Raw genomic sequence first — 23,399 nt, forward strand, 5'->3', positions numbered from 1 at the left:
TCAGAATGTCTTAAAAATCCGGTATGTTGTGCAAAAAGTGGCGCTAGCCGAACCGAGATGAGTGAGTATGAGCGAAAATAGCGAAATTAAAATGTCCCCCCTGTGCCGCACGATTGAAAAAGACGGCAAGTCTGTGCGTGTGGATATATACGAAGACGGCGATGGCAGCTGGATTCTAGAGGTTTTTGACCAATTCAATAATTCTACAATTTGGGAAGACGCCTTTGAATCAGACGCCGACGCCCTGTTTGAAATAGAAGCCACGATTAAGGAAGAGGGCATAGACTGCCTGATTGGCCCCGTTGATGGCGGTGCATTTTGATTTCAGCTGAGCATGCCAATGTTTGGCTGCGGAGTATGCGCTAATGGCTGTGACAGCAGCGCCGGTTGCCTTAATTACGGGTGGCGCCCAGCGTATTGGCGCCGAAATTTGCCGCCAGCTTCACAGTCGCGGTTATCGCATTATTATTCATTACCGCCACTCTAGCGCAGCGGCCGAACGGCTGCGCGACAGCTTAAACGATCTGCGCGCAAACTCGGCGACGGCAATTGCCGCCGACATGACTTCGCTTGCCGAGGTACAGGCACTTGCTGACACGGCGCTTGCGGTTTGGCAGCGCGTAGACGTATTAGTGAATAACGCCTCGGGCTTTTACCCTACGCCCATGGGCGAGGCGACTGAGGTGGATTGGGATGCGCTGATGGGCAGCAATCTCAAAGGGCCGTTTTTTCTCTCTCAAGCTCTGGCACCAGCGCTGCGCGATAGCGCTGGCTGCATCATTAATCTGGTCGATATTTACGCTAAAAATCCGCTGCCTAGTCACAGTATTTACTGCATGGCTAAGGCTGGGGTGATGATGATGACTCAGTCTTTGGCGCTAGAGTTGGCGCCAAACATACGGGTGAACGGGATCTCGCCTGGTAATATTCTGTGGCCAGAGCACGCCTCGGCATACTGGGAGCAAGAAAAGCAGGCTTTGACTGAGCGGGTGCCGCTAAAGCGCGAAGGCGAAGCCAGTGATATTGCGAAAACAGCGGTGTTTTTGGCGGCGGATGCGCCCTATATCACCGGTCAAATTATTGCCGTTGACGGCGGCCGCAGCCTAGCAATTTAGGTGTATAGCGCGTACAAGAGTGTGGTAAAACAAAAATAGCGGCAGAGCCGGATTGAATTTGTAAACCCAGCCGCCATCCTAGGGGGCTGCCCAATTATGCTAACGAGGTGTGTTCATGCTTTACGATTTAACTGTCGTGCAGTTCAGTACAATGTTGTCTAATTTAAGCGCCATCTTGAACAAGGGTGCAGAATACGCCGAGGGCAGAAAAATTGATGTTGATGCACTGCTAACTTCGCGTTTGGCGCTGGATCAATTTAATTTAATTCGCCAAGTGCAAATTAGCTGCGACGCGGCCAAGCTGAGTGTGGCGCGCCTAACCGGCAAAGCCGACAGCGCCCCTAAGCACGAAGATTTTGAAACCACCATGGCCGAGCTACAGGCGCGCATTAAGTCGGTGCAGGATTATTTGGCTGGCTTTAGCGAGGCAGATTTTGCAGGGGCGGCAGAGCGCAAAGTAGTATTGCCATGGTTTGAAGGCAAGTATTTGCTCGGTAAGGATTTTGCCCAGCGCTTTGCGATTCCCAATTTTTATTTTCACGTTAGTACCGCTTACGCGATTCTCCGCCATCACGGTGTAGAAGTGGGCAAGATGGATTACCTCGGCGCGATTCCCTTTCAAGATTTGTAAGCGTTACGGTGCCTAGCTCAGCGCAGGGCGGCTGGGCTGAGGCAGGCCTGCCCGCCTTGTTAAAAGCTCTCGGCCATGGATTGTCGAATCGAGGCCACCACTGCACGCACGCAGCTCATTCGTGAATAGTTAGGCCGCACTAGCAGGCATATCTCCCGAGTTGGCAGTGGCGCCGTAAAGTGGATATAGCGCAGGTCTTTGTCATTGTCTTTCACCGCTAGGGCGGGCAGTAGGGTAATGCCCATGCCGCTGGCGACCATGTAGCGCAAGGTTTCTAGGCTGGTAGCCTGAAAGCGGGTGTCTTCCTTGGCGCCGGCGCTAAAACAGTAGTCTAGAGCCTCGTCCCGCAAACAGTGCCCATCTTCCAGTGTGAGTACCCACTGACCGTTAAGGTCGCTGAGCAGGGCCGACTCTTTTTTGGCGAGAGCATGTTTGTGGGGAACCGCAAGCACCAGCGGCTCTTCAAATAGCGCGTAGCGCTCCACGCCTTGCATGGTGTTTAGCCAACTTAAAATCAGTATGTCTAGTTCACCGTCGTCGAGTTTTTTGAGCAAAACATCAGTTTGATTTTCGTGCAGGTAAAAATTGATATTGGGTAGGCTCGCACTCAAGTCCGCCATGATATGAGGAAGCAAATAGGGCGCTACGGTGGGGATTAGGCCGATATGTAAGTCGCCGGCAAGGGGGTCAGAGAGCGCCTTGGCCGACTCCTCAAAATCATTGGCGGCGCGCAAGACTTGGCGGGCGCGAAGCAATAGTTCTTCGCCGGCGGCGGTGAGCATCACCTTTTTGCGATGGCGCTCTATTAGCGTGAGTCCGAGCTGCTCCTCCAGTTTCATTATTTGCCCGCTTAAGGTGGGCTGGCTTACAAAGCAGGCTTCTGCGGCGCGACCAAAGTGCTGATGGCGGGCCAGCGCATCTAAATACTGTAAGTCTCTAATTTTGACCATGGGCTATACCTGCGTACTTTATGATTGGTAAAACCTATCTTAATCATAATAATCATCGATTAGAACTTATATCTCCGCTTCCCTAGTATGGGTCCTGAGCTTAAGGCACACCGCCTTTTCAAGATTACCACCACAAAGGATAGCCACTATGTTCCCAACAATTATCAATACCAAGGTTCAGCCCTTTAAAGCCACTGCCTACCATAATGGCGATTTTGTCGACGTTAGCGATGCTGATCTGTTAGGCAAGTGGTCTGTGCTGGTGTTTTACCCCGCTGACTTTACCTTTGTTTGCCCCACCGAGCTGGGCGACATGGCCGACCACTACGCGCAGCTGCAAGAAATGGGCGTAGAAGTCTACTCGGTATCTACCGACACCCACTTTACCCACAAAGCTTGGCACGACAGCTCCGACACCATTGGCAAGATCCAATACCCAATGATTGGTGACCCAACGGGCAAGATCTCGCGCAATTTCGGCGTAATGATCGAGGAAGATGGTTTGGCACTGCGCGGTACGTTCGTGATTAACCCCGAGGGCGAAATTAAAGTCGCCGAGCTTCACGATCTTGGCATTGGCCGCTCAGCCAAAGAGCTAGTGCGTAAGGTGCAAGCTGCTCAATATGTTGCCGAGCACGATGGCGAGGTTTGCCCTGCCGCATGGCAGCCAGGCGAAGCGACACTGTCTCCTTCTTTGGACCTAGTTGGCAAAATTTAATACCCCATGTTGGCCCCGTTAGCGGGGCCTTATTTAAATTTTTAATTTAAAACGAATTCTAAAGTTCACGGGAGTCACCATGTTAGACGCGAAAATGAAAACCCAGTTGGAGGCGTACCTCCAAAATCTAAAAACACCGGTAGAGCTGGTCGCGTATCTCGATGGCCAAGATAAATCCCGGGAACTTGAAACCCTGATGAACGAGGTGTCTGCGCTATCGCCGCTGGTGTCGCTGGCTCAGGGTGAAGATAAGGAAGCGCGTCGCCCCGCTATGGGCGTGCGTTCCGTGGCCAGTGGCACCGAAATGCGGTTTGCTGGCGTGCCGCTTGGTCATGAATTTACCTCATTGGTGTTGGCGGTGCTGCACAGCGGCGGCCACCCCATGAAGATAGATAAAGAGCTGATTGAACAAGTGCGCAATCTTGACGGCGAATACCGTTTTGAGACCTACATTTCTTTGAGCTGCCAGACCTGCCCCGAGGTGGTTCAGGCGCTAAATATGATGGCGGCGATCAACCCCCAGATTCGCAATGAAATGATCGACGGCGCGATGTTCCAAAACGAAGTGGAAACGCGAAAAGTGCTGGCGGTGCCAACCGTATTTATGAACGGCCAACAGTTTTCTCAGGGCCGTATTAGCTTGGCCGATATCTTAAAAAAGATGGACAAAAACGCCGGTGCGAGAAGCCTTAAAAAACTCGCCGAGAAAGACATATTTGATATGTTAGTGGTTGGCGGTGGCCCCGCTGGCGCCTCTGCGGCAATCTACGCGGCCCGTAAAGGAATCCGTACTGGCGTGTTGGCTGACAAGTTTGGCGGTCAATTATTAGATACCGTGAGTATCGAAAACTTTATTTCGGTGAACGAAACCGAAGGACCAAAATTGGTCGCCAATCTCGAGGCCCACGTTGGCGCTTACGATGTGGATATTATGGCGGGCCACCAAGCTAGCGGCTTATCGGTAGCTGACGACGGCAGCATCGAGATCACCGTCGAGGGTGGCTCGGTATTGCGTAGCCGTTCGGTGTTGCTGGCGACCGGTGCTCGCTGGCGCGAAATGAACGTGCCCGGCGAACAAGAATACCGTGGTAAGGGCGTGGCCTACTGCCCGCACTGCGACGGCCCGCTGTTTAAAGGTAAATCGGTTGCGGTGATTGGCGGTGGTAATTCGGGTATTGAGGCCGCCATCGACCTTGCGGGAATCACCGGCCACGTCACGGTGTTGGAATTTGACAGCAAGCTGCGCGCCGACGAGGTTTTGCAGCGCAAGGCGCGCTCACTAAAGAACGTCGATATTATTACCAGCGCCCAAACCACCGAAGTGCTGGGTGACGGCGACCGAGTGATTGGTTTGGCGTATACCGACCGCCAAAGCGGCGAGACCAAAACCATTAGTCTAGCGGGTATCTTTGTGCAGATCGGTTTGGTGCCCAACACCGAGTTTTTAAAAGGGGTGGTAGACCTTAGCCCGCGGGGCGAAATTGAAATTGGCGCGCGCGGTGAAACCTCGGTGCCTGGTGTGTTTGCCGCTGGCGACGTCACCACCACGCCCTTTAAGCAGATTGTGATTGCGGTGGGCAGTGGCGCAACCGCCGCCTTGGGCGCCTTCGACTACTTGATTCGCCAGCCGGTGTTGGAAAACAGCGCCGAGCAAATTGCAAACCAAGCTGCTTAACCTCTATTTGATATAAACACCCTGTTGCCCCTCACCGAGGGGCTTTTTTTTGCCTAAACTCCACCCAAAAAATATTTTAGCGAATACCCTGACAATTGCCTTGGCGGCGCGTTTATAGATATGACGATTAGCAAAACCTATCTTGCGACACATGGAGAACCACATGAAATACGCCGCCAGCTTGTCACTATTTTTTATCTTTGCGATAGCTTTTATATTTTTACGAGGGCCACAAGATTCACTCTTAGAAAATCAGGGCACTTCAGAAATTTCCGCCCCAAATGAATTCGAACACCACGCGATAAACGAGCTTGCTGAGCCGCAGCGGAGTGCTGTAAAGGACGAGGCCTATACATCTGCTATTGGCCTGGCAGCTCCCAAACCGGCATCTGAAAAGATGCTTGCGGAACATTTTGCTGGCGCTCAGGCAGCGGCTGCGCATGCTAAGCAAATAAAGGAGTCCGCCATGCTGGTCAGGCAGCGATCTCATTTTATCGCGGATACGGATTCCTCAATGAGCATCGCCCCACGAGATAGAGAAGGCTATGCCGCCAAAACTGAGAACCGCTTTTTGTCGGTGGCGCTATCGCCGCTATCCACCTTTGGCCTTGAGGTGGATTCGGCGAGCTACGCTAATATGCGTCGTCAAATCAATAACGGCCAAATCCCCGTGCCCGCCAGTGTGAGATTAGAGGAGCTGGTAAATTATTTTGATTACAACTTCCCTGCGCCAACAGGCAAGCATCCTATTGCGGTGATGTCAGATTACGCGGTAGCGCCGTGGAACCCTGCGCACCGCATTGCCATGATCGGCGTGAAGGCGGTGGACACCACCGCTAGCAGTGAGCGCGGCGCACGCATCACATTTTTACTCGACACCTCGGGCTCTATGAATAGCCCCAATAAATTGCCGCTGCTTATCCGCAGCTTTCAAACCTTGCTCTCGAATTTAAAGCAAGATGATCAGGTTGCGATTGTGACTTACGCGGGGAGTGCCGGAGTGGTATTGCCGCCCACGCCAGTTACCGAATCTAATCGCATTCAGCGGGCCTTGGCCAATCTTAGCGCAGGTGGCTCTACCGCCGGTGGTGCAGGCATCGCCTTGGCCTATGATGTTGCCCGCAAGCAGTTTGATAGCAAGGCCACTAACCTAGTGATTCTCGCCACCGACGGCGACTTTAATGTTGGCGCCAGCAGCGACGGCGAGCTAAAAGCAATGATCGAGAAGCAGCGCGCCAGCGGCGTATTTCTGTCGGTGATTGGCATGGGCACTGGCAATTATCAAGACGCGAAAATGCAGATCTTGGCCGAGGCCGGTAACGGCGTTGCGCATTATTTGGATTCTGACGCCGAAGCCCAGCGCTTGTTTGGCTCCGAGCTAAGTCGCACCCTACACATTGCGGCTAAAGACGTGAAAGTGCAGGTGGAGTTTAATCCGGCTGCGGTAGCGGAGTACCGGCTGTTAGGCTATGAATCTAGAGTAATGAACGCCGAAGATTTTAGGGACGACAAAAAGGACTCTGGCGAAATAGGCGCAGGCCACTCGGTGGTCGCGCTCTACGAAATCATTCCCACAGGTAACGGCGCCGCGCCAGATATTGAACGTCGCTACCCAACAGTTCGCAGTGCGGGTAGTCAGGCAATGGAGCTAGGCTTTGTCAAAATTCGCTACAAGCAGCCAGATGGCGACAAAGGCATTGAATTTGCGCATGCTATGACAACACGGGCCAAGGCAGTCGAGTCAGCTACGCCAGATCTTCGCTGGGCCTCAGCGGTAGCGGAGTTTAGTTTGGTGTTGTCGCAGTCTGAGCATGCGGGTTCAGCCAGCTACGCGGCAGCCTTGCGCCGCGCAAGAGCGGTATTGCCGCTTATGCCAGATGACAAACGCAGCGAATTTATTGGTCTAATCGAAAGGCTTACCACTACTAGGATCGCCCAAGAGTGAAAGAGAAAAATATCGAAGACTGGCTCACCCAGCTTAAAAATCCGAGCGAGTGTGAGTCAGCTCGAGAGCAAGCGATTATGGCCGCGATCAAATCTGGGCTTAGTGCATCGCAGCAGTCTAGCGAGCTAGACCAGCTGGCACTGCAGCGCCTGCATCGACGTATCGAGCAAGAAGACCTTTACCAACAAGCTACGCATCAACAGCCTAAGCCGAAACGTGGCCGAAATTTACATCGCTACGGCTATGCCGCGGCGGTGTTAGCTGGCTTGGCGATTATGCTCGATCTGTCGGTTTTCAAGGGCCCAACACGGCAGGCACTGCGCAGTGCAGCAGATTCGGACTCTGCGCAATTTAAGATGATGGCCGCAACGCCACAAATGCGTAAAGACATAGCGGAAGAGGAGATGATCGAACCGAGGGCCGAGGCAATGTCTGGCGAGCAGTATCTGGCGGATGCTGCTAAAAACGAAGCGGCTGAAATGAGCAGCGCAATGGCGCAACGCGATCGCGTTGCCGCGGCGCCGCAAGCGAATGAACAACAGCAGGCTGCCCGCCAGAAAGGGGGCGTCGTCGCACTCCGCCTAGTGGTAACTGACAAGCAGTGGCAGACGCTAAGCGAACTTGCCGGAGAGGGTATATCGTTAAAACAGGGCGCCAACGCCGGTCATTGGCTATTGCAGCTTAATAGCGAAGCAGATGCGCAGCGCTGGCAGCAAGCCTTGCCAGAGTCTGAGCGGAATAAACCGTGGCCAATTGCTCAGCGAATTGAATTTAAATTAGAGGTAGTCGAAACGCTGCGCGGTGACCGCAATGAATAATGCTGAGGTCGACGCGCTTATTGTGGATCTTCAGGCCGGAGGTGCCCAGCGCAAACACGCCGTAACCCAGCTCTATACAGAATTTTCTGGAAAATTTACCCGCTTCTTACAACTGCGTGGTGTGCCAGAATCAGAGTCAGAAGACCTGATGCACGACATCTTTCTCGCTTTTATTAAACGCTGCGATGGCTTCACTCCGAGTGGGCAAGGGCGAGGGTGGCTGTGGTCGGTGGTTCGTTCAAAATTGGCGGACCGCTACCGACAAGCGAGTAAAGAAAATACAGAAACCTATGACGATAACTGGGAGATCGAATCTGGAAGCTACGACGAAGCGCGGCTGCAAGCCTGTATCGCAGGACAAATGTCGGTATTTACCCGAGACTACCCCGAAGGCGCCCAAGCGCTATCGTGGGTGATTGATGATGAACTAGACCTGCGCTCAGTAGCAGAATTACTCGGCCGCAGTTACGGCGCTACCCGAGAATTTATGTCGCAAATACGGTCGCGGTTACGAGCCTATATAGACCAGTGTTTGGTGGGGTGAACTCTCTAGAATGTTAAGTATATGTGAGTTGGCATTGGCCCATTCCCCCTCTACCGTCACCCTGAGCGTGATTCAGAATCCAATACCGCCTAACTTGTTCTCAGACACGCGATCAGATGCCGTGACAAGTCCTGGATGACGGCTTTGTCATAATAGCGGACATAAAATCAAAGCTAGTTTGATTTGTGGCTAGGTATTAGTATGATATTGTCATACCTTTCGAGCTGACGTAGGATCCGCCATGAGTATGCATCGGAAAACTATCACACTAACGGAACAACAAGAAAACTGGGTGAAGTGTCAGATTGATGGTGGGCATTTCGGCAACGACAGTGAATACATCCGCCATCTCATCAGGCAGGATCAGCATTCCCAAGAGCGCCTTTTAGAGCTTAGGCAGGCGCTTAAGAAGGGTGAGGCCAGTGGCAAATCCCGTCCGCTAGATATGTCTGCTGTTAAAAGGGCTGGGCGTAAACTTATCAAGGCTGCTGAGTAGTGCTTGGCCTTGAAATAACGCCGGAGGCGGAATCCGATCTCGTCGATATTTGGGTCTACACTTGCAACGAGTGGGGTGTTGATCAGGCGGATAAGTACTTGGATCAATTGGAACGTGGCATCAATCAACTGATCGCTCATCCTGAACTGGGACTCGATTATAGTCACGTACTCCCTGGTTATCGCCAGCTTCACCAAGAGCACCATTTGGTATTTTATCGACTAGAAAAACACTACATTCTTATCGTTCGGGTGCTGCATGAGAGCATGGACGCACCTCGTCGAATTGCGGAATAGATATTAAGGGGCGTCTGAGATCGATCGACCAAGGGACGCCATGATAGAGCGTCTGCCTACCAGTTCCGGAAATGCGCGCTTAGAGTAGTAATATGAAAGGCTCTAGCGTCACATTAGCGGTCAGTCACAGCTTTCGCGTAGTCGAAACAAGTGAACAAGAGAGTGCTTCCCATTAACACCATGGTGAATCACTTAACCGATTGAAATTTATACAAAACGCGATATGATCAATGGAAAGGAATGTTTGGCAGAATTAAAGGGAAGTAGTCTCCGTTTGACCGACACTCGCTAATGGCGATGTCGCTACATCATTGAATTCCCAATAAATTTCTAGTCAACGTAAAAGCCAGTTCCGTGATAAGGGGGCCAAAGTGATATATGGCCAGAGTCGTCATAACAAAACTGTTAAGCAGCCGAGTTCCCCAAGAAAAGTAGATCAGCAGCTATGTTTGAAGAACTGAAAAATTGGGAGATGCTTTCGCAAGTCTGGTTCGTTCATGACTACGTCCAGCTCATTTTCCATGATGGCCACAAGATCAATATCTGTAATCCGTTTTCGGTAGAATCGGATGGAAAGGTGTATAGACAGAGGCAGCCGGAATACGCAGATAAGCTTGTGAGCTTGATTGGCTCCAGGATCGCCAAAGCCGAATACCTAGAGCAGTCGTTCTTCCGTTTGGTCTTCGACTGCGGATCTATTTTTGAGGTAGACCTAACGAAAGATGCTAGCCCATACCCTGAGGCATTTGAGCTATCACTATCCACAGGGCATGTAATTGAGTTTAATGCTTAACAAGTTGCTCCATTTGACGCAGCGGTCTACGCTCCATTTTGTGCATTCGCTTCGTTCATTGTTGCACAAAAATCCACTACAACCGCTGCGCAAATGAGCAAGGCGTTATGTGAAAAATGGCTGAATTACTTTTCGGAATTGCAGGTGTTTTATCAGTCTTGCTCGGCGCGTTTTTTTACTTTAAAAAGCCAGCATTTAAGACTTGGAAGTCCGTTTTTGATGGTTTTGAAACTAGTTCTACTCCAAGAAAAACAGAAAAAATATACGGTAGATTGTATGCCGAAAAGTTGGTCTTTCGGTCGTTAATAGGCGCATCAAATGACGGAGTTATCATATTTAATGAATTAGCCCCTTATTTCGATAAAATTCTGTTGCCTTGGATGAATATATCAGTTGTTGAGTTTCATTCTTCGCGTGAACTTGCAAAAATAATATTCACGAAATCAAGTCAAGAATCACAGGAAGTTGTTCTTCCGTGGCTCCCCGCGTTTAACAAATATGTGCCAAGTAAGGTGGGCTTTGTAGAAATATGATTTCATATAACAATCACGCGCAGTTAGCCGCTGTAAATCGCGCCTAGACAGCTAAATATTCACGCCTTTTCGGGCATTCGCTGCGCACTTTGTCGCATAAAAACGCGCTCTACTTTGTCTACCACTGGCGTGGGCGTTATTTTTTAGGGCAAGGAGCATTTTATCGAGTATTTTGTTAGCGCTGTCATCTTGATGTTTGTCGCAGCAGTTGAGTCAGCGGTTGCATGTTACTTCATTAAAAGCCGCATTCACGCTCATTCAGCTTCAGCTCTAGTAGTGATAGCGTCATGTGTGGCAATCGACCAATATACTCGAGGCTGGCAAAGCTTTGGTGTGTTGGCGTTAGTTGCTTTGGTGTCACTAATTTTCGGTTTTGTTTTTTCTCTGCGTATAAGTTTGTATGTTGGCTACAAGGAAATAGATAGTGCGGGAGATCAAGCATAATCGGGTAGCCGAGGGTCACTACCCCTCCGCCTCACAACACCCTTCTAGCATGTCAGCATGACCCCGTTCGACTGACCGCTTTTTACCAGTAGCAGCAATGTATCAATCTGCAGCAGCGCTGATTTTAAACCGAAATAGCCACTCTGCGGGGCTATAACTATATCTCCAAGCAAACAAAAAAGGCGAGGGCCCGAAAGCGCTCGCCTTTTTAATATCTAACCGCTTAACTTGCTTTTTCAATACTGATTATTTCTTGGGTTTTTGCATCTATAAAGCATTCGGCGCGGTAGTTTGCTTGGTCATGGGGCATGACTAGCAGTTGTACTTTTCGGGAGTTTGATGGCCCGCTAATGCCTTTGAAGCGCGCGCGGGCGGTGTCTCCGCTTTCACTGAATTTTGCAAGGGTGCTGTCTTTACAGGTGGCAACTAAGTCTTTGGTAGCTTCGCGGGCGTGGGCGCTATTTAGCGCGCCGATGACTAGACCAAAGGTAAGCAGTATGTGTTGGATTGTTTTCATGATGGCATTCTCTTGTCAGTGTGGTTTCTGCCGTGGCAGGTAATTTGGTAACAAATTGCTTTGTATTGGTAACGTGGTCAGTGTAGGTTGTGCGTATATAATGGTAAATAGCCAAAAACACACATGTATGGTGCAAATATGCAGGCGATGGATTGGAGTGATGTGCATTACTGCTTGGCAGTGATCCAAGAGGGTTCGGTGACGGCCGCGGCGAAGAAGCTGGGTGTTAATCACACCACGGTGTCTCGGCGTATAAGCGCGTTGGAGAAAACCCTGCACGCGTCTTTGTTTGATCGCTCTACCTCGGGTTGGTCGGTGACCCCGGTGGGGGAGTCTATTTTGCCCAATCTGGAGCAGATGCAAGAGGCCGCGAGTGCCATAGAGCGCAGCGTGCACGCCGACCGCAAGGACCTTAATGGCACGCTGCGGATTACGGCGCTGGATGTGTGTATTCAGCGCATTTTGTTGCCGGGCCTGAAGGCCTTCAGCGAAAAATACCCCAGTATTCATGTGGAGCTATTGGCGTCAGAAGAGGCCTTGGATTTGTCGGTGCATGCGGCGGATATCGCCTTTCGCACTACCAATAATCCGCCGCCGAATGTGGTTGGCAAGAAAATCGCCGATTTCAATTATGGGGTTTATGCCACCAAAAGCGCGTGGGAGGACTACATGGCGGGGCGCGGCGATGTGGGCGCGATTTCGTGGATGTTAGACGGCAAAGCAATTCCCGAATGGCTGCGGCAAAGCTACCCTGATATGCCGATTCGCTATCGCTCTAACTCCTTGAATGTGATTTATGATTTAGTCAGGCAGGGCAGCGGCTTTGCTGAAATACCCTGTTCTCTGGGCAATAGCGACCCCGATTTAATCAAAATTCCCGCGCAGGGTGTCATGGAACCGATGGGCTTTTGGTTGCTGACGAATCTTGATTTGCGCACTACCGCCAGAATTCGAATTTTTCGCGACTTTATGCTGGATTACCTACAACCCATAGTCGAGCGATTCGAGTCGCAGTCTGCCTTGTGAAGTATTTTATTTAGACGGGGTGTTAAACGATATCTATTTGGGTTCGGGCTAGCGATGCCATGACTTTGCTGAGCAATTCGGGTTGTGAGCGCACGCCAAGCTTGGAGAAAACTGCCTTAAGGTGGGAGCGTATGGTGCTGTCTTTTACGCCCATGGCTTCGGCTATTTCTTTAACCACTAGGCCCTTACAAAGTAAGCGTGTTACACCGGCTTCGGTACTGGTTAGTTCGTATAAAATTTCCAGCCCCGCTAGGTCAATATTTACATTGGCGTCGCAATTTTTAATTTGCAGGAGTACGCCAAGCTCCTGAGTGCCGGGCACGAGGCTTGGCAGCAGATGGGGCTCTACACTAATTTGATATTGCTCGGTACGGGCATAATTTCGGCAGGAGGCTGCACGATTATGAGTGAAGTCCTGCAAATTATTCATAAGCTGGGCTACGGTGTTGCGCAGTTTATGGGGCCGAAAAGACAATTTCCCGCCAGCTACACACGCCACGTCTTGGCGTAATAGGTCTTCTGCCAGTGTATTTTGCGAGACAATCGATGTGTCCGGGCGCAGCAAATAGGCCGCGCTGTCCATAATATTGGTAATTGAGTCGAAGCCACTTTGCAGTGACTCTAAGGCGATATTGCGTTTGTATATGGCCAGCGCATTTTGTAAGTGGGGAACAAAGAGGTTGAGGGTTTCAAGTTCTTTGCTGTTAAAGGGTTTGTGCTGATGACCGCGCTGAATGGTCACGCGAAAAGCCTGGCCGATTTTTGGGTTTTCAATATAAGCGCCACAGGCATAACGGATATCCAGAGGCTTGGTGTAGTCAGCGTAAAACTCGGAAGATAAGAAGTGCCGATCTGGGATGGCATCACTGCTGTGAAACTGGAATAGCGGCATATCAGCCATGGCCTCTGCCCAGACGTCGGTGTGAATATAATGCTCACCGTATACCTGTAGTTCGTCATCGTTTAAATGACGCGATAAAACCATATCGGTCGCGTGAGTTTGAATGTCCTCAAACATGAGCGTTGTGGAGCGCGACAGGATTTCGGTTTCGAGCATGGCAAAAAAGGCCATCCAACCATCGGCTTGGTGGGCGTGCCGGTAAAGCTCACCAATCAGCTGGGATAATTTACTGCTTTGCATTCCTGGGGTATTTGCCAGTCAAGCGCGTTTTGACTCACATCTTGTGGTTCGTTACCGCGGTAATCTTTGCTTCTCCCCAATCTAGGGGAGGTTATGGATAGACTATACTGTTAGATTTGGCGGTGGGCAAATCTAACAGATATTACCGAACTTGGCTGGCATGGATGTGGCTATGAATTGTCTTGGTGATGTTTGCTTGGTGCAGTGAATAGAAGTTTACGCTGATCGGTCAGTGCCTAAAGCAGGGATGCTACCCTTTATTGCATAGTTATTCACGTAAACGAGCCTATAACCGATTTAGGAACGGCGCATGGAGCGGAGTTCTGCGACAAAGCTTGAGCATGATTTGAAATCAACAAATGTCGCGTGATTGCTAGTGGGAGTGGGTTCTTGTTGGCTGGCCTCGGTAAGGATGCGATGCTTGAAAAGCTTGAATACCCTCCATTAAATTGGAGAGTTAATAAATGAAAGTGTTTACTGTATTTTTTGCGGTCGTGATATTGTCAGGCTGCGTCGGTAATACCCTACCAGCCCAGAACCCCGTGTCGGCGCAGGAAAGTCAGTGGCGGACTGAGAGTTATCGTACGCCAGGTAACGATACTGGAGTGCTTATAATTAGTCGAGATACCGGTTATAGGGGGGCAGCCTGCATCCCTTTGATTACACTTGATAAAGAGCATGTCGCGCCGCTTAATGTCGGTGAAAAGCTCGAACTGCACGTTACCGGCGGGCGACACTTGCTTCGCGCCTTTCCAAATAGAAACTGTGCCGCCAGTCCGATAGAAACCGTCGTTGATATTAAGAAAAATCAAGTGATGAATTATCGACTTGGATTTCAAGGGGCTGCAATGGTTTTTATACCCGTCGGGTATTAGTTGATGTTTAGGGCTGCTGACAATTTTATATGGCGGATATTGACTTGTATTTATTGTTCATCTGCTAAGTCGGCAGCCCTGTTGTAGTGACTTGGTAACTATGGAGTCTTTATTAAAGTCTTAAAAAAATCATTAATAAGAAACGATATTCCGCTTAATTTAAGGCCAGCTAATATTTTGTGTTTTTTAAACTGAAGTCCAAAAAAGTAATTATTGCCAGTCTGTCATTGCTGCGGGTGAAAGAGCTTTCTGCATTTTTTATCCTTGTTTTTGTTTCGGTTTCTGTGGGCTCATCTGAGTTGTCGGGATTTGAAAAAAACTTGGATATGATTAAATATAATTCTGACTATTCCGCTAATAAAAAGCATCTTGCAATATACCAGCATACCCTTGCTTTAGGGAGCTATGGAGTTGACTATCTATCGTCAAGACAAAGTGTTAATGGTTTGTTTTTGACCTTGGTGAAAGATAGTTGGGATGCCTATATTGCAGCCTCAGATCTTCTATTGAAGTCATCAAGGCGAGGTTTTTCAGGGCGCGAAGCACTGGCCGAACTGTATTTAATTGAAAGAACTCAATTGCTTTATGATAAGTATATGGAGAGTCGCGCTACTCGATTTATTCTAAAGGATCAATCGACAATGATAGACAATAAGATAGAGGAATTTATTGGACGGATTTTGTCTCGGTCTAATAGGGATAAAATTCCTATCCTTATTGATGTGGTTTTGAGAAAAAAGCCTGCCGGATATGAAGATTCAATTATTTATAACAAATTTTATAATCAAGAATCATTGAATAGCTTCGCAAAACTAGATTACTTTTTTAGTGATATATTGGCGAATATTTTCTTTGTGTCAACGCGATCCATAAGTCGGTCTTTTGGTGCCGTTGTTGGCCCAGTTGAGTGGTCGAGAAATGCGAGGATCGGTAGTGCCTCCCAGAAGCAGATTTTGGCTAAATTAAGACCGCTTGATATTATTTTTGAGAAAAAATCCAATAAGTTAACTGATTACTTAATACCCGGCTACTGGGGGCATAATGCTGTTTGGTTGGGAACAAAAGAACAATTGATTGAGCTGGGGATTTGGGGCGCAAAAGAACTGGAGCCTTTTAGAGAGAAAATTGAAAGTGGTTTCTCTATTATTGAAATGAGGAGGCATGGGGCTGCTTTTTCTCGTTTTCATGAGTGGATTGACATGGACGCGTTCGCATCTATTAGGGTGAAAGGTTTGTTGGATAAGCCTGAAAAAAATATATTGAAGGTGTTTAGTAATTTAAATGAACAAGCAGGCAAGGAGTATGACTTTGGGTTTAATGTCGACTCCGCCGCTAAGGTCACATGCTCAGAGGTAGTTTATTTGTCTTACGGCGACTATAAATGGCCAACTAAAAATGTACTTGGTAGGGCGACTGTTGGCCCAAATGAGATCGCGGAATTAATTTTTTACAAAGATTCGCCGCTTGAATTAATAGCTTTCGTTACTAGTGATGATAGCGATATGGCAGAATTTCAAAGAAAGGAAGTTTTGGCTGATTTAATGGGCTTTAATTTACAGCAAGATGGTACGTTTAAAAAGAGATATAAAGTGTGCGATGTGGACAAAACAATACACAATAGAAAAAGCATGAGAATTAAAAGGCGCTGCGTGGAAAAAGAAAAATATTTATACATATAATGGCCGCCACCTATTGTGATAGACCCTATGGAATTACGTCCACACTCTCCAAAACAGTTTGGCAAAGTGCTAGTGGTTGATTGGCGCTTTGCTTTAGCTCTACAAATATTGGCATTGTACAGCGGTAGGGTGTTTGATGCTTAAAGCTTCATCTACTGCTGTATTCGCGGTTATCCTGCAATGGGTGGGTGGTCGTCGTAGTCGTCTGAGGTAGAGTACGGTTCGGGCTCAAATTCTTCTCGGAATGCGTTAACGTGTTCAAGTGCCTCGCCAATATTGGCCTTATATTTGGCAATATGAAATAGGGCGTCGCCTTCGTACACCAAGGGTAAAAATGTGCGGCCAATAACTATGCCGTCGTCACTAGCGAGGATTTTGGTGTCTGAGCTGTTATTACCCATGGGGTCGGAGATCAGCGCGAGTACATCGCCTTTACTTACAAATGCGCCCAGTGGAACCAGTGCCCGCAAAACCCCGCTGCTGGTTGCACGTATCCACGTTGATTGCCCAGTAATCATACTGCTACGCTTGGGTTTTTTTCTGCGCGAGGGCGGCAGCATGCCAATATGACGCATCACATTAATGATGCCGCTAACCCCTGCACGTATAGCAACTTCGTCAAAGCGCAGTGCTTCGCCAGCTTCGTAAAGCAGTACCTGAATATTGTGGCTGCTGGCGATTTCGCGCAGTGAGCCGTCTCGGGTTGCCGAGTGCAGAATGACTGGTGCGGCAAAGCTCTCGGCCATGGCGCGGGTCGACTCGTCTTTAATATCGGCGCGAATTTGAGGCAGATTGCTGCGATGTCGGGCACCGGTGTGCAGGTCAATGCCGTGGGTGCATTGCAGCACAACTTCATTGAGAAAGGTGTGTGCCATGCGCCCGGCTAACGAGCTTTTGGGCGAGCCGGGAAATGATCGGTTGAGATCGCGGCCGTCGGGAAGGTAGCGGCTATTATTGAGAAAGCCGTGCACATTCACTATGGGGATCGCCAGCAAGGTGCCGCGCAGTGAGCGCAGGGCCTTGTGCTGCATTAGTCGTCGCACAATTTCAACGCCGTTGATCTCGTCGCCGTGAATTGCTGCGCTAACAAATAGGGTTGGCCCGTCTTTGCGGCCGCGAATCGCTTTAACGGTCATCGACAGTTCGGTGTTGGTATAAAGCTGTGCAACCGGCAGTTCAATCTGGGTGCGGCAACCGACGGGGATGTCGGTGCCAGCGATGGTAAGTTTCTTCATGTTGTGGTGTTAACCCCTTCCTCGGGTTTTATTCTTGTTCGGGCCGGCGTTTTCTTCAATAAATTTTACGATCTCGGCGGCGACATTTTTCTTGCTGGCGGTTTCTATGCCCTCTAAGCCGGGAGAGGAATTTACTTCCATAACCAGCGGCCCGCGTGAAGAACGCAAAATATCTACGCCCGCGACGTTCAGGCCCATAATTTGCGCTGCTTTTACTGCGGTTGCACGCTCTGCTGGGGTTAGGCGGGTCAGTTCAGCGGTGCCGCCGCGGTGTAAGTTTGAGCGGAACTCGCCACTGGCGGCGGTGCGCTGCATGGCGGCAACCACTTTCTTGCCAATGACCAAGCAGCGAACATCGGCGCCGCCAGCTTCTTTAATAAATTCTTGCACCAGGAAGTCTGCCTTTAACTCGCGGAAGGCGTCGATAACGCTCTCTGCCGCCTTGGCAGTTTCGGCCAATACCACGCCGCGGCCTTGGGTACCTTCTAGCAGTTTGACCACTACAGGGGCGCCGCCCACCAGTTTAATAAGTTCTTTGGTGTTGTGGACGTCGTGGGCAAAGCTAGAGATCGGCATGCCGACGTTTTTGCGTGACAGCAGTTGCAGGGCGCGCAGTTTGTCGCGTGAACGGCCGAGCGCGACGGATTCGGTGAGGCTGTAGGTGCCCAACATTTCAAACTGACGAATAACTGCGAGGCCATAGGGCGTGATTGAAGCGCCAATGCGGGGGATGATTGCGTCGAAGCCCTCGAGCCGTTCGCCTTTGTACCAGACCACCGGCTCGCTAGAGTTTAATTCCATATAGCATTTTAGGGTGTCTAAAACCCGAACTTCATGGCCGCGCTCGGTGCAGGCTTCTACTAGGCGGCGAGTCGAGTAAAGGCGTCTATTTCGGGACAGTATGGCAATCTTCATGGCTTGGCTTCTCGTTGTTATCTGGCGTTGGTGGGCGGAGCCATCAGATTGGCTCGGTCGCTGTTTAGTTCCCGCGGTTTACGGGTTTAGTTTGGTAATGTGTAATTGGCTGGTTTCGGTGGCTTTTTGCTGGCGCAATACGAGCGGCTGGGGTCGACGGTATAGCGGTTTTTCATGGCAGTGCGTCCTAACAGCATGCGAAAAAGCATTTGCGAGCGGTCTGCAAGGGTCATTTCGGCAAGACATTCTTCACCGCCTATACAAATACGTGTCTCTATAACATAGCGCATACTGCGGTGACCGCCAGAATCGGTAACTTGCCGGTAGTCTTTTATGGGCGCTCGACAGCTGATAACGTCGGTGGTGTCATGCTGATGAGGGTGTACTTTAAATTCGACCCATGGCTTGCCGTCGACCTCAATCGCTTTGATGTCAAAGGCGTGAAGTGAGGAGCTGCGCGCACCGGTGTCAATTTTGGCTTTTATGCCGGTCAAGCCTAGCGCGGGTAGGCTTACCCACTCTCGCCATCCTAATATTGTCTGTGGCAAATGCGGCCTCATATATCGTCAGACGTAAGGAGGCCAGCATAGCGGCTATGTGTTGTGAGGAGTAGCTTTTAATGCCATCGACTAGCAATTTTTGAACGGCATGTCGGGGCAATTTAGGCACTCATTGGCGGTGTCGATGTCTGAGATCTGTGCTTGTTGGACGCGGCCGCTAGCTGGCCGCTTGTTTATTAGCAGCCTGGGGTCGATTATTAAGTGCCGCGCTAAATCCGGCGCTTACTAATTACCGAGTTAATTGCGGCAAATTGGATATTGGGTAATAAGGAATTAAGGGATGAGAAAAGTGAATAAGTTGATTTTGCGGGGTGGCTTAGCCTTTGTTTTGAGTGCGTTGCTGCCATTGCTTGCGATAGCTGCGACCTTGCCCAATGCGCCACATTTGGTGGTCTCGGCAAGTGGCGAGGTTGAGGCCCAGCCTGATATCGCGCATTTGCAATTGCAGATCTCGGAAACCCAAGAGACAGCAGTAGAGGCGAAACGTTTGGTTGATCAGCGCACTGCGCGGGTGTTGACCTCGGTTGCCGAGCAAGGCGTGGCTGAGGCCGATATTCGCGCCTCACAGATTCGGATTTACCCAGATTATGAATGGCAGGACGGCAAGCGCATATTGCGTGGTCAGCGGGTTGAGCGCAGTGTTGATATTGAGCTTCAAGATGTGGCGCGCTATGGCGCGGTGCTCGACGCTTTGGTGCAAGCCGGCATTAGCGAGCTGGGCAATGTCAGTTTTGACTTGTCTAATCGTGAGGCCCTGCAAGCCCAAGCCGTGCAGGCCGCGATCGCAAATGCCAAAGTGAAAGCCGAGACCTTGGCTGCGGGTTTTGGTCGCAAGCTTGCCGGGGTTTATCACATTGACGAGGGCGCGGCGGCGCCAGTGGTGTACGAACGGGCGATGATGATGGACGCAAAAGTAGGCAGGCAAGCCCCCATGTTAATTGGCAAAGAGACCGTTAGTGCGAGCTTGAATGTGGTGTTTTTGTTGAAATAATCGATGTTTCTAGCGTTTTCTACGGGCAAAAAAAAGCACCCATTAGGGTGCCAAGCGGGGGTGCTACTATGGAGACCAATGTTAGGAGCATGGGTCAAGAAAGCTTGGAGTTATAATATCGCCAGCCTAGTAATAGGTGTATTCGTAATTATGCGTATGATTGGCTTTCTTGCGTAACTATATGTTAATAAAGGTTTTATTTGAATTTTAGGAGCTGTTCTGGGCTATTGCTAAAGTCACGTACGCTATTGGCTGTGCGTGTGGCGCGCTCGATTTGGGGCGAACTATAGCTATAGCAAACCCCCAGCATTACGTCGCGGTGTTCATTGGCGGCTTGGCCAACCTGAGAGTTATCGGTGTAGCGGCGGGCGACGGCGACGAAATAGCCTTTTTGTAAGGCAAAAGCCGCCTCGCGTTGATCTCCGCTAAACTGTTTAGAAGCCCATTTGCTAAAGCCCTTATACAATACTTTGCCGTCGAGATCCGCAGGGCTGCAAATTGCCCAGTTACAGGTTTGCCAGCGGTGGATTAAATTGCCGTTAGCGTAAATCTCGGCGGTCGCGGTTTCGGTCTCTTCCGCTTGGTCTTCAACGCAAATATCGTAAATCATTTCTGCTTCTTGGCGTGTGCTGTGGCGAATCGCCAGTAGCGCAAGGTCGAGTAGATGGGTGCAGTTGGCTGAGGCATCGGTGAGTGGCTTTATGTCGAGAATATCTTCACATAGCGGCAGACCAATTAATTTGCGTAGCGGTTCACTAGCACCTGGGCAGGTGTCGAAGGGGATGCGCAGTGCTGCGCTATGGATGTCGGTGATCTTATTGCCGTCGTGAAATACCGTGCAGCTGAAACCGTGATTGGTATCTTCTAGCTCGCCATGCACTTGCCCCGGCTCGGCGCGCAGGCGTATTCGGCGCCGATAATGGCCTTCGCCATATACGGTGTTTTTCGGGTATTCTTGGGTGGTCGACATGCTGGTGTCTCCAGAATGATCGCGGCTTGTAAAGCGATGTAACAATCGAATGTGGGTGGGCAGTCACTAGAATATTAGCTCTTTAGCGCGGAAAGCGCATGGGCTTAGCGAGCTAAACCCGCGATAGCGCGGTGTATTTTAGATTAAGTAAACGCCAGCGGTGGGGGTGGAATGCGATTCTTTTTGGGGTATTTGGCCTTGGCGTGGCTAGCGATAGGCACTTGGCTAATGCTCGACCCAGCTGCGCTGGATGTCTCGGCCGGAGTGGCTGCGACGTCGACCGATGGTCTTATTGAATTGCGTGCGATGTATGGTGGCATGGAGTTGGCGATCGGTTTGAGTGCGCTGTGGGCGCTCTGGCGGCCGAGATGGACATGTCATGTGCTATTTTTAAATGGTGTTATTACCGGCGGTATAGGTGCCGGGCGGTTAATAGGTGCAGTGTTGGCAGGTAGCGCTTCGGTGTACACCTTGTCGGCGCTGTCATTTGAGTTAAGTGCGGCGGCCTTGTGTTGGGTATTTGCCAAGCGCTTGCGCAGCGGAGATCAAAGCAGTGGATGAGTATCAGCAGTTAATTAGTGTGATATCCCTCACTATGGGGGTGGCTTGGGCCAGTGGTTTAAATTTATACGCAGCTATTTTAGTGCTGGGCCTAGGTGGCTCAGTTGGTGGCATTGATCTGCCAGAGAGCTTGGCGGTGGTGCAAGACCCCGCGGTAATTTTGGCGGCGGGCCTGATGTACGCGGTGGAATTTTTTGCCGATAAAATTCCGGGGGTGGATACTGGTTGGGATGCTCTGCACACCTTTATTCGGATACCCGCTGGCGCCTTGCTGGCGGCAAATACAGTAGGTGATGTTAGCCCCGCCCTGCAGTTGGCGGCGGGGATTGTTGGCGGCTCAGTGACCTCGGTGACCCACGCTGCAAAGGCGAGTACGCGAATGCTGATTAATACCTCGCCGGAGCCAGTGAGCAACTGGCTGGCGTCGATTAGTGAAGATGTCGCGGTATTTGGCGGCTTGTGGGTGGCGTTAAATCACCCAGTGTTGTTCTTAATCGGTTTTGTTGTCTTTTTACTGTTGTTAATTTGGTTGCTGCCGAAGTTGTGGCGCGGCATCGCGCGAATTTTCCGCAAAATAGGTCAGTGGCTGGGGCTGAGTAAGGAAACGAGTAAGGCCTTAATGGAGGACGCCAGCGGATCACCGCAATTAAACCCTGGGCCAGAATCGGGGGTAGATCTCAAGGCGAAATCACTCGTAGAGGCCCTGCAGGGCTTGGATGCCTTACATCAATCTGGTGCGCTTAGCGACGCTGAATATCAAGCTGCAAAAACCTCCGTTATTGCTGAGCATAGCGCCGCGCCAAATTCGAGTTCAGGCTCGAGCGAGGCTCCGAAGCCAAATTCTAGTGCGGCGACGTGATGTTAATCACAAAAACGTGTTCGGTTCGCCCGTGCTTGCCCTTAAATGAGCTATCTCGCATAAACCCCATGCACTACTTGGGTAAATGCGATTTAATCGACTGATATAGTGGTTGTTCACTGGCTTGCCCCAAATGGCGTTTGCGATTGGGGCTAAATACGTACTCATAGTGGAATAAAATGGATTTTTACAGGTGTTATCTCCTTTGATTGTAAACTTATCGCGGCCTTTATGTTTGCTGGTGTTATTGCTGTTACCGCTGAGTGTCGCCCACGCCGGCTTGATTCTGGATGTCTTAAATCAGACCGGTGTTTTGGCGGTCACCAACTCGGTGACCAAGGCAGTGGGAATTGAGCTAGACGACAGCTTGGGCGGGCTTGATGCCGGTGTCTCGCGGGCCACAGAAGCATTGCCGGTAGGTGCGCTGGTAGCGAGCGACGAGTTATTAGCTATGGATCAGGGCGTGTTGGCCGCCGACGAAGGGGCCGCAGTTAATACGGTGGCTCCGCTGGGATCGGCTAAGGATCAGCCGGCGTTGGTTCCTCTTACGAGTATTGACCCTGTGTTTGTTGCTGGTCGCATTCAGTCTGACACTTATGCTTGCGCCGACGCTGATGGCGATGGGGTTTGCGATCAAGACGACCAATGTTTACAAACGCCGCGCGGCCTTAAAACCTTGGCGAATGGCTGCCATTTAGACGGACCGCAAACCTTGCTCTTAGAAGGCGTGTTTTTTGCTCACAATAGCGCGGCGTTAAATTCGAGTGCAAAGCTGGTTCTCGATCGCGTGGTATTGCTTATCCAGCAATCTGACGCGAGGCGTATCGAGGTGGGTGGTTACACCGATAATATCGGGTCGACCCATTATAATCTGCGGCTGTCGGAGACCAGAGCCCTTGCGGTGCGGAAATACCTGTTGAGCCAAGGCCTGAATGCCGAGCGTTTGGTGGCTAAGGGCTATGGTGAGGAATCCCCCCGCGCCGATAACGGTACTGCTGAGGGACGGGATTTGAACCGACGGGTTGAGCTAAAACGGCTGCGATGAGTTGTGCACCATCGATACTAAATTTTAAACATGAATACGGGGGCCTCGGCCCCCGCTCGCGTATTTG

26 protein-coding genes are annotated in these 23,399 nt (G+C 50.4%); 19 read left to right on the forward strand and 7 right to left on the reverse strand.

All coding sequences use genetic code 11. The annotated features are described in order from the left end of the window. Positions 1–67 precede the first annotated feature (67 nt). The 3 genes from AB4876_RS07005 (at position 68) to AB4876_RS07015 (ending at position 1,746) form a co-directional block, all read left to right on the forward strand. Entirely contained in the window at positions 68–322 is a 255-nt protein-coding gene (locus tag AB4876_RS07005) for a hypothetical protein (RefSeq protein ID WP_368380943.1), read from the forward strand. 43 nt (positions 323–365) lie between these two features. Further along, positions 366–1,115 (forward strand): pteridine reductase, encoded by a 750-nt coding sequence (locus AB4876_RS07010; RefSeq protein ID WP_368380944.1) that lies wholly within the window; start codon positions 366–368, stop codon positions 1,113–1,115. Between the two features lie 115 nt (positions 1,116–1,230). Continuing rightward, a complete protein-coding gene (locus tag AB4876_RS07015) occupies positions 1,231–1,746 on the forward strand; it encodes a DUF1993 domain-containing protein (RefSeq protein ID WP_368380945.1) in 516 nt (171 codons plus the stop codon). Positions 1,747–1,805: 59 nt separating this feature from the next. Here AB4876_RS07015 and oxyR read toward each other — a convergent pair whose 3' ends face one another. Next, positions 1,806–2,696 carry a DNA-binding transcriptional regulator OxyR gene (oxyR, locus tag AB4876_RS07020; protein ID WP_368380946.1) on the reverse strand — a complete coding sequence of 297 codons (891 nt, stop codon included), beginning with the start codon at positions 2,694–2,696 and terminating at the stop codon, positions 1,806–1,808. A 148-nt stretch (positions 2,697–2,844) separates the two neighbouring features. Between oxyR and ahpC the strand changes: the two genes are divergently transcribed. The 9 genes from ahpC (at position 2,845) to AB4876_RS07065 (ending at position 10,514) form a co-directional block, all read left to right on the forward strand. Next, positions 2,845–3,414: an alkyl hydroperoxide reductase subunit C gene (gene ahpC / locus AB4876_RS07025; protein ID WP_008252550.1), complete on the forward strand. Its 570-nt coding sequence runs from the start codon at positions 2,845–2,847 to the stop codon at positions 3,412–3,414. A gap of 79 nt (positions 3,415–3,493) precedes the next feature. Further along, complete coding sequence (gene ahpF / locus AB4876_RS07030) at positions 3,494–5,089, forward strand: alkyl hydroperoxide reductase subunit F (protein ID WP_368380947.1); 1,596 nt, start codon at positions 3,494–3,496, stop codon at positions 5,087–5,089. A gap of 163 nt (positions 5,090–5,252) precedes the next feature. After that, positions 5,253–7,034, forward strand: a complete 1,782-nt coding sequence (locus AB4876_RS07035; RefSeq protein WP_368380948.1) for a vWA domain-containing protein — start codon at positions 5,253–5,255, stop codon at positions 7,032–7,034. Continuing rightward, positions 7,031–7,852: a hypothetical protein gene (locus AB4876_RS07040; RefSeq protein WP_368380949.1), complete on the forward strand. Its 822-nt coding sequence runs from the start codon at positions 7,031–7,033 to the stop codon at positions 7,850–7,852. Before AB4876_RS07035 ends, AB4876_RS07040 begins: the two co-directional genes overlap by 4 nt. Further along, positions 7,845–8,396 carry an RNA polymerase sigma factor gene (locus AB4876_RS07045; protein WP_368380950.1) on the forward strand — a complete coding sequence of 184 codons (552 nt, stop codon included), beginning with the start codon at positions 7,845–7,847 and terminating at the stop codon, positions 8,394–8,396. Before AB4876_RS07040 ends, AB4876_RS07045 begins: the two co-directional genes overlap by 8 nt. 241 nt (positions 8,397–8,637) lie before the next feature. After that, entirely contained in the window at positions 8,638–8,892 is a 255-nt protein-coding gene (locus AB4876_RS07050; protein WP_008252542.1) for a type II toxin-antitoxin system ParD family antitoxin, read from the forward strand. Next, the gene (locus AB4876_RS07055) at positions 8,892–9,188 is read left to right on the forward strand and encodes a type II toxin-antitoxin system RelE/ParE family toxin (RefSeq protein WP_008252541.1); all 297 of its coding nucleotides are present in this window, start codon (positions 8,892–8,894) and stop codon (positions 9,186–9,188) included. Before AB4876_RS07050 ends, AB4876_RS07055 begins: the two co-directional genes overlap by 1 nt. Before the next feature lie 445 nt (positions 9,189–9,633). Next, positions 9,634–9,981, forward strand: coding sequence for a hypothetical protein (locus tag AB4876_RS07060; RefSeq protein WP_368380951.1), 348 nt, complete (start codon positions 9,634–9,636; stop codon positions 9,979–9,981). Positions 9,982–10,097: 116 nt separating this feature from the next. Next, positions 10,098–10,514 (forward strand): hypothetical protein, encoded by a 417-nt coding sequence (locus tag AB4876_RS07065; RefSeq protein WP_269621322.1) that lies wholly within the window; start codon positions 10,098–10,100, stop codon positions 10,512–10,514. A 667-nt stretch (positions 10,515–11,181) separates the two neighbouring features. Here the strand turns inward: AB4876_RS07065 and AB4876_RS07070 are convergent. Further along, positions 11,182–11,475: a hypothetical protein gene (locus AB4876_RS07070; protein WP_368380952.1), complete on the reverse strand. Its 294-nt coding sequence runs from the start codon at positions 11,473–11,475 to the stop codon at positions 11,182–11,184. A 138-nt stretch (positions 11,476–11,613) separates the two neighbouring features. On the opposite strand from AB4876_RS07070, the gene AB4876_RS07075 reads away from it, so the two are divergent. After that, entirely contained in the window at positions 11,614–12,501 is an 888-nt protein-coding gene (locus tag AB4876_RS07075; protein WP_320838667.1) for a LysR family transcriptional regulator, read from the forward strand. A gap of 22 nt (positions 12,502–12,523) precedes the next feature. On the opposite strand, the gene AB4876_RS07080 is transcribed toward AB4876_RS07075, so the two are convergent. Further along, positions 12,524–13,642, reverse strand: coding sequence for a helix-turn-helix transcriptional regulator (locus AB4876_RS07080; RefSeq protein ID WP_368380953.1), 1,119 nt, complete (start codon positions 13,640–13,642; stop codon positions 12,524–12,526). A gap of 464 nt (positions 13,643–14,106) precedes the next feature. Here AB4876_RS07080 and AB4876_RS07085 point away from each other — a divergent pair, with 464 nt between their 5' ends. Further along, the gene (locus tag AB4876_RS07085) at positions 14,107–14,517 is read left to right on the forward strand and encodes a hypothetical protein (protein WP_368380954.1); all 411 of its coding nucleotides are present in this window, start codon (positions 14,107–14,109) and stop codon (positions 14,515–14,517) included. A gap of 179 nt (positions 14,518–14,696) precedes the next feature. Further along, positions 14,697–16,196: a YiiX/YebB-like N1pC/P60 family cysteine hydrolase gene (locus AB4876_RS07090; protein WP_368380956.1), complete on the forward strand. Its 1,500-nt coding sequence runs from the start codon at positions 14,697–14,699 to the stop codon at positions 16,194–16,196. Positions 16,197–16,366: 170 nt separating this feature from the next. On the opposite strand, the gene AB4876_RS07095 is transcribed toward AB4876_RS07090, so the two are convergent. The 3 genes from AB4876_RS07095 to AB4876_RS07105 form a co-directional block, all read right to left on the reverse strand. Then, positions 16,367–17,431: a succinylglutamate desuccinylase/aspartoacylase family protein gene (locus AB4876_RS07095; protein WP_368380957.1), complete on the reverse strand. Its 1,065-nt coding sequence runs from the start codon at positions 17,429–17,431 to the stop codon at positions 16,367–16,369. A gap of 9 nt (positions 17,432–17,440) precedes the next feature. Further along, a complete protein-coding gene (rimK, locus tag AB4876_RS07100; protein ID WP_008252529.1) occupies positions 17,441–18,346 on the reverse strand; it encodes a 30S ribosomal protein S6--L-glutamate ligase in 906 nt (301 codons plus the stop codon). Positions 18,347–18,432: 86 nt separating this feature from the next. Then, on the reverse strand, positions 18,433–18,894 hold the full coding sequence (locus AB4876_RS07105; RefSeq protein WP_368380958.1) for an ATP-dependent zinc protease family protein: 462 nt from the start codon (positions 18,892–18,894) through the stop codon (positions 18,433–18,435). Between the two features lie 292 nt (positions 18,895–19,186). On the opposite strand from AB4876_RS07105, the gene AB4876_RS07110 reads away from it, so the two are divergent. After that, positions 19,187–19,897 carry an SIMPL domain-containing protein gene (locus AB4876_RS07110; RefSeq protein ID WP_368380959.1) on the forward strand — a complete coding sequence of 237 codons (711 nt, stop codon included), beginning with the start codon at positions 19,187–19,189 and terminating at the stop codon, positions 19,895–19,897. Between the two features lie 196 nt (positions 19,898–20,093). On the opposite strand, the gene AB4876_RS07115 is transcribed toward AB4876_RS07110, so the two are convergent. After that, the gene (locus AB4876_RS07115) at positions 20,094–20,867 is read right to left on the reverse strand and encodes a DUF2889 domain-containing protein (protein WP_368380960.1); all 774 of its coding nucleotides are present in this window, start codon (positions 20,865–20,867) and stop codon (positions 20,094–20,096) included. Between the two features lie 171 nt (positions 20,868–21,038). Here AB4876_RS07115 and AB4876_RS07120 point away from each other — a divergent pair, with 171 nt between their 5' ends. The 3 genes from AB4876_RS07120 (at position 21,039) to AB4876_RS07130 (ending at position 23,332) form a co-directional block, all read left to right on the forward strand. Continuing rightward, positions 21,039–21,428 carry a DUF4345 domain-containing protein gene (locus AB4876_RS07120; protein ID WP_368380961.1) on the forward strand — a complete coding sequence of 130 codons (390 nt, stop codon included), beginning with the start codon at positions 21,039–21,041 and terminating at the stop codon, positions 21,426–21,428. Next, positions 21,421–22,287 carry a DUF4126 domain-containing protein gene (locus tag AB4876_RS07125; protein ID WP_368380962.1) on the forward strand — a complete coding sequence of 289 codons (867 nt, stop codon included), beginning with the start codon at positions 21,421–21,423 and terminating at the stop codon, positions 22,285–22,287. The genes AB4876_RS07120 and AB4876_RS07125 overlap by 8 nt, the downstream gene beginning before the upstream one ends. A 205-nt stretch (positions 22,288–22,492) precedes the next feature. Next, complete coding sequence (locus AB4876_RS07130; RefSeq protein ID WP_368380963.1) at positions 22,493–23,332, forward strand: OmpA family protein; 840 nt, start codon at positions 22,493–22,495, stop codon at positions 23,330–23,332. Positions 23,333–23,399: the final 67 nt, after the last annotated feature.

The sequence above is a fragment of the Zhongshania guokunii genome (assembly GCF_040892635.1).
GTDB classification, from domain to species: domain Bacteria; phylum Pseudomonadota; class Gammaproteobacteria; order Pseudomonadales; family Spongiibacteraceae; genus Spongiibacter; species Spongiibacter guokunii.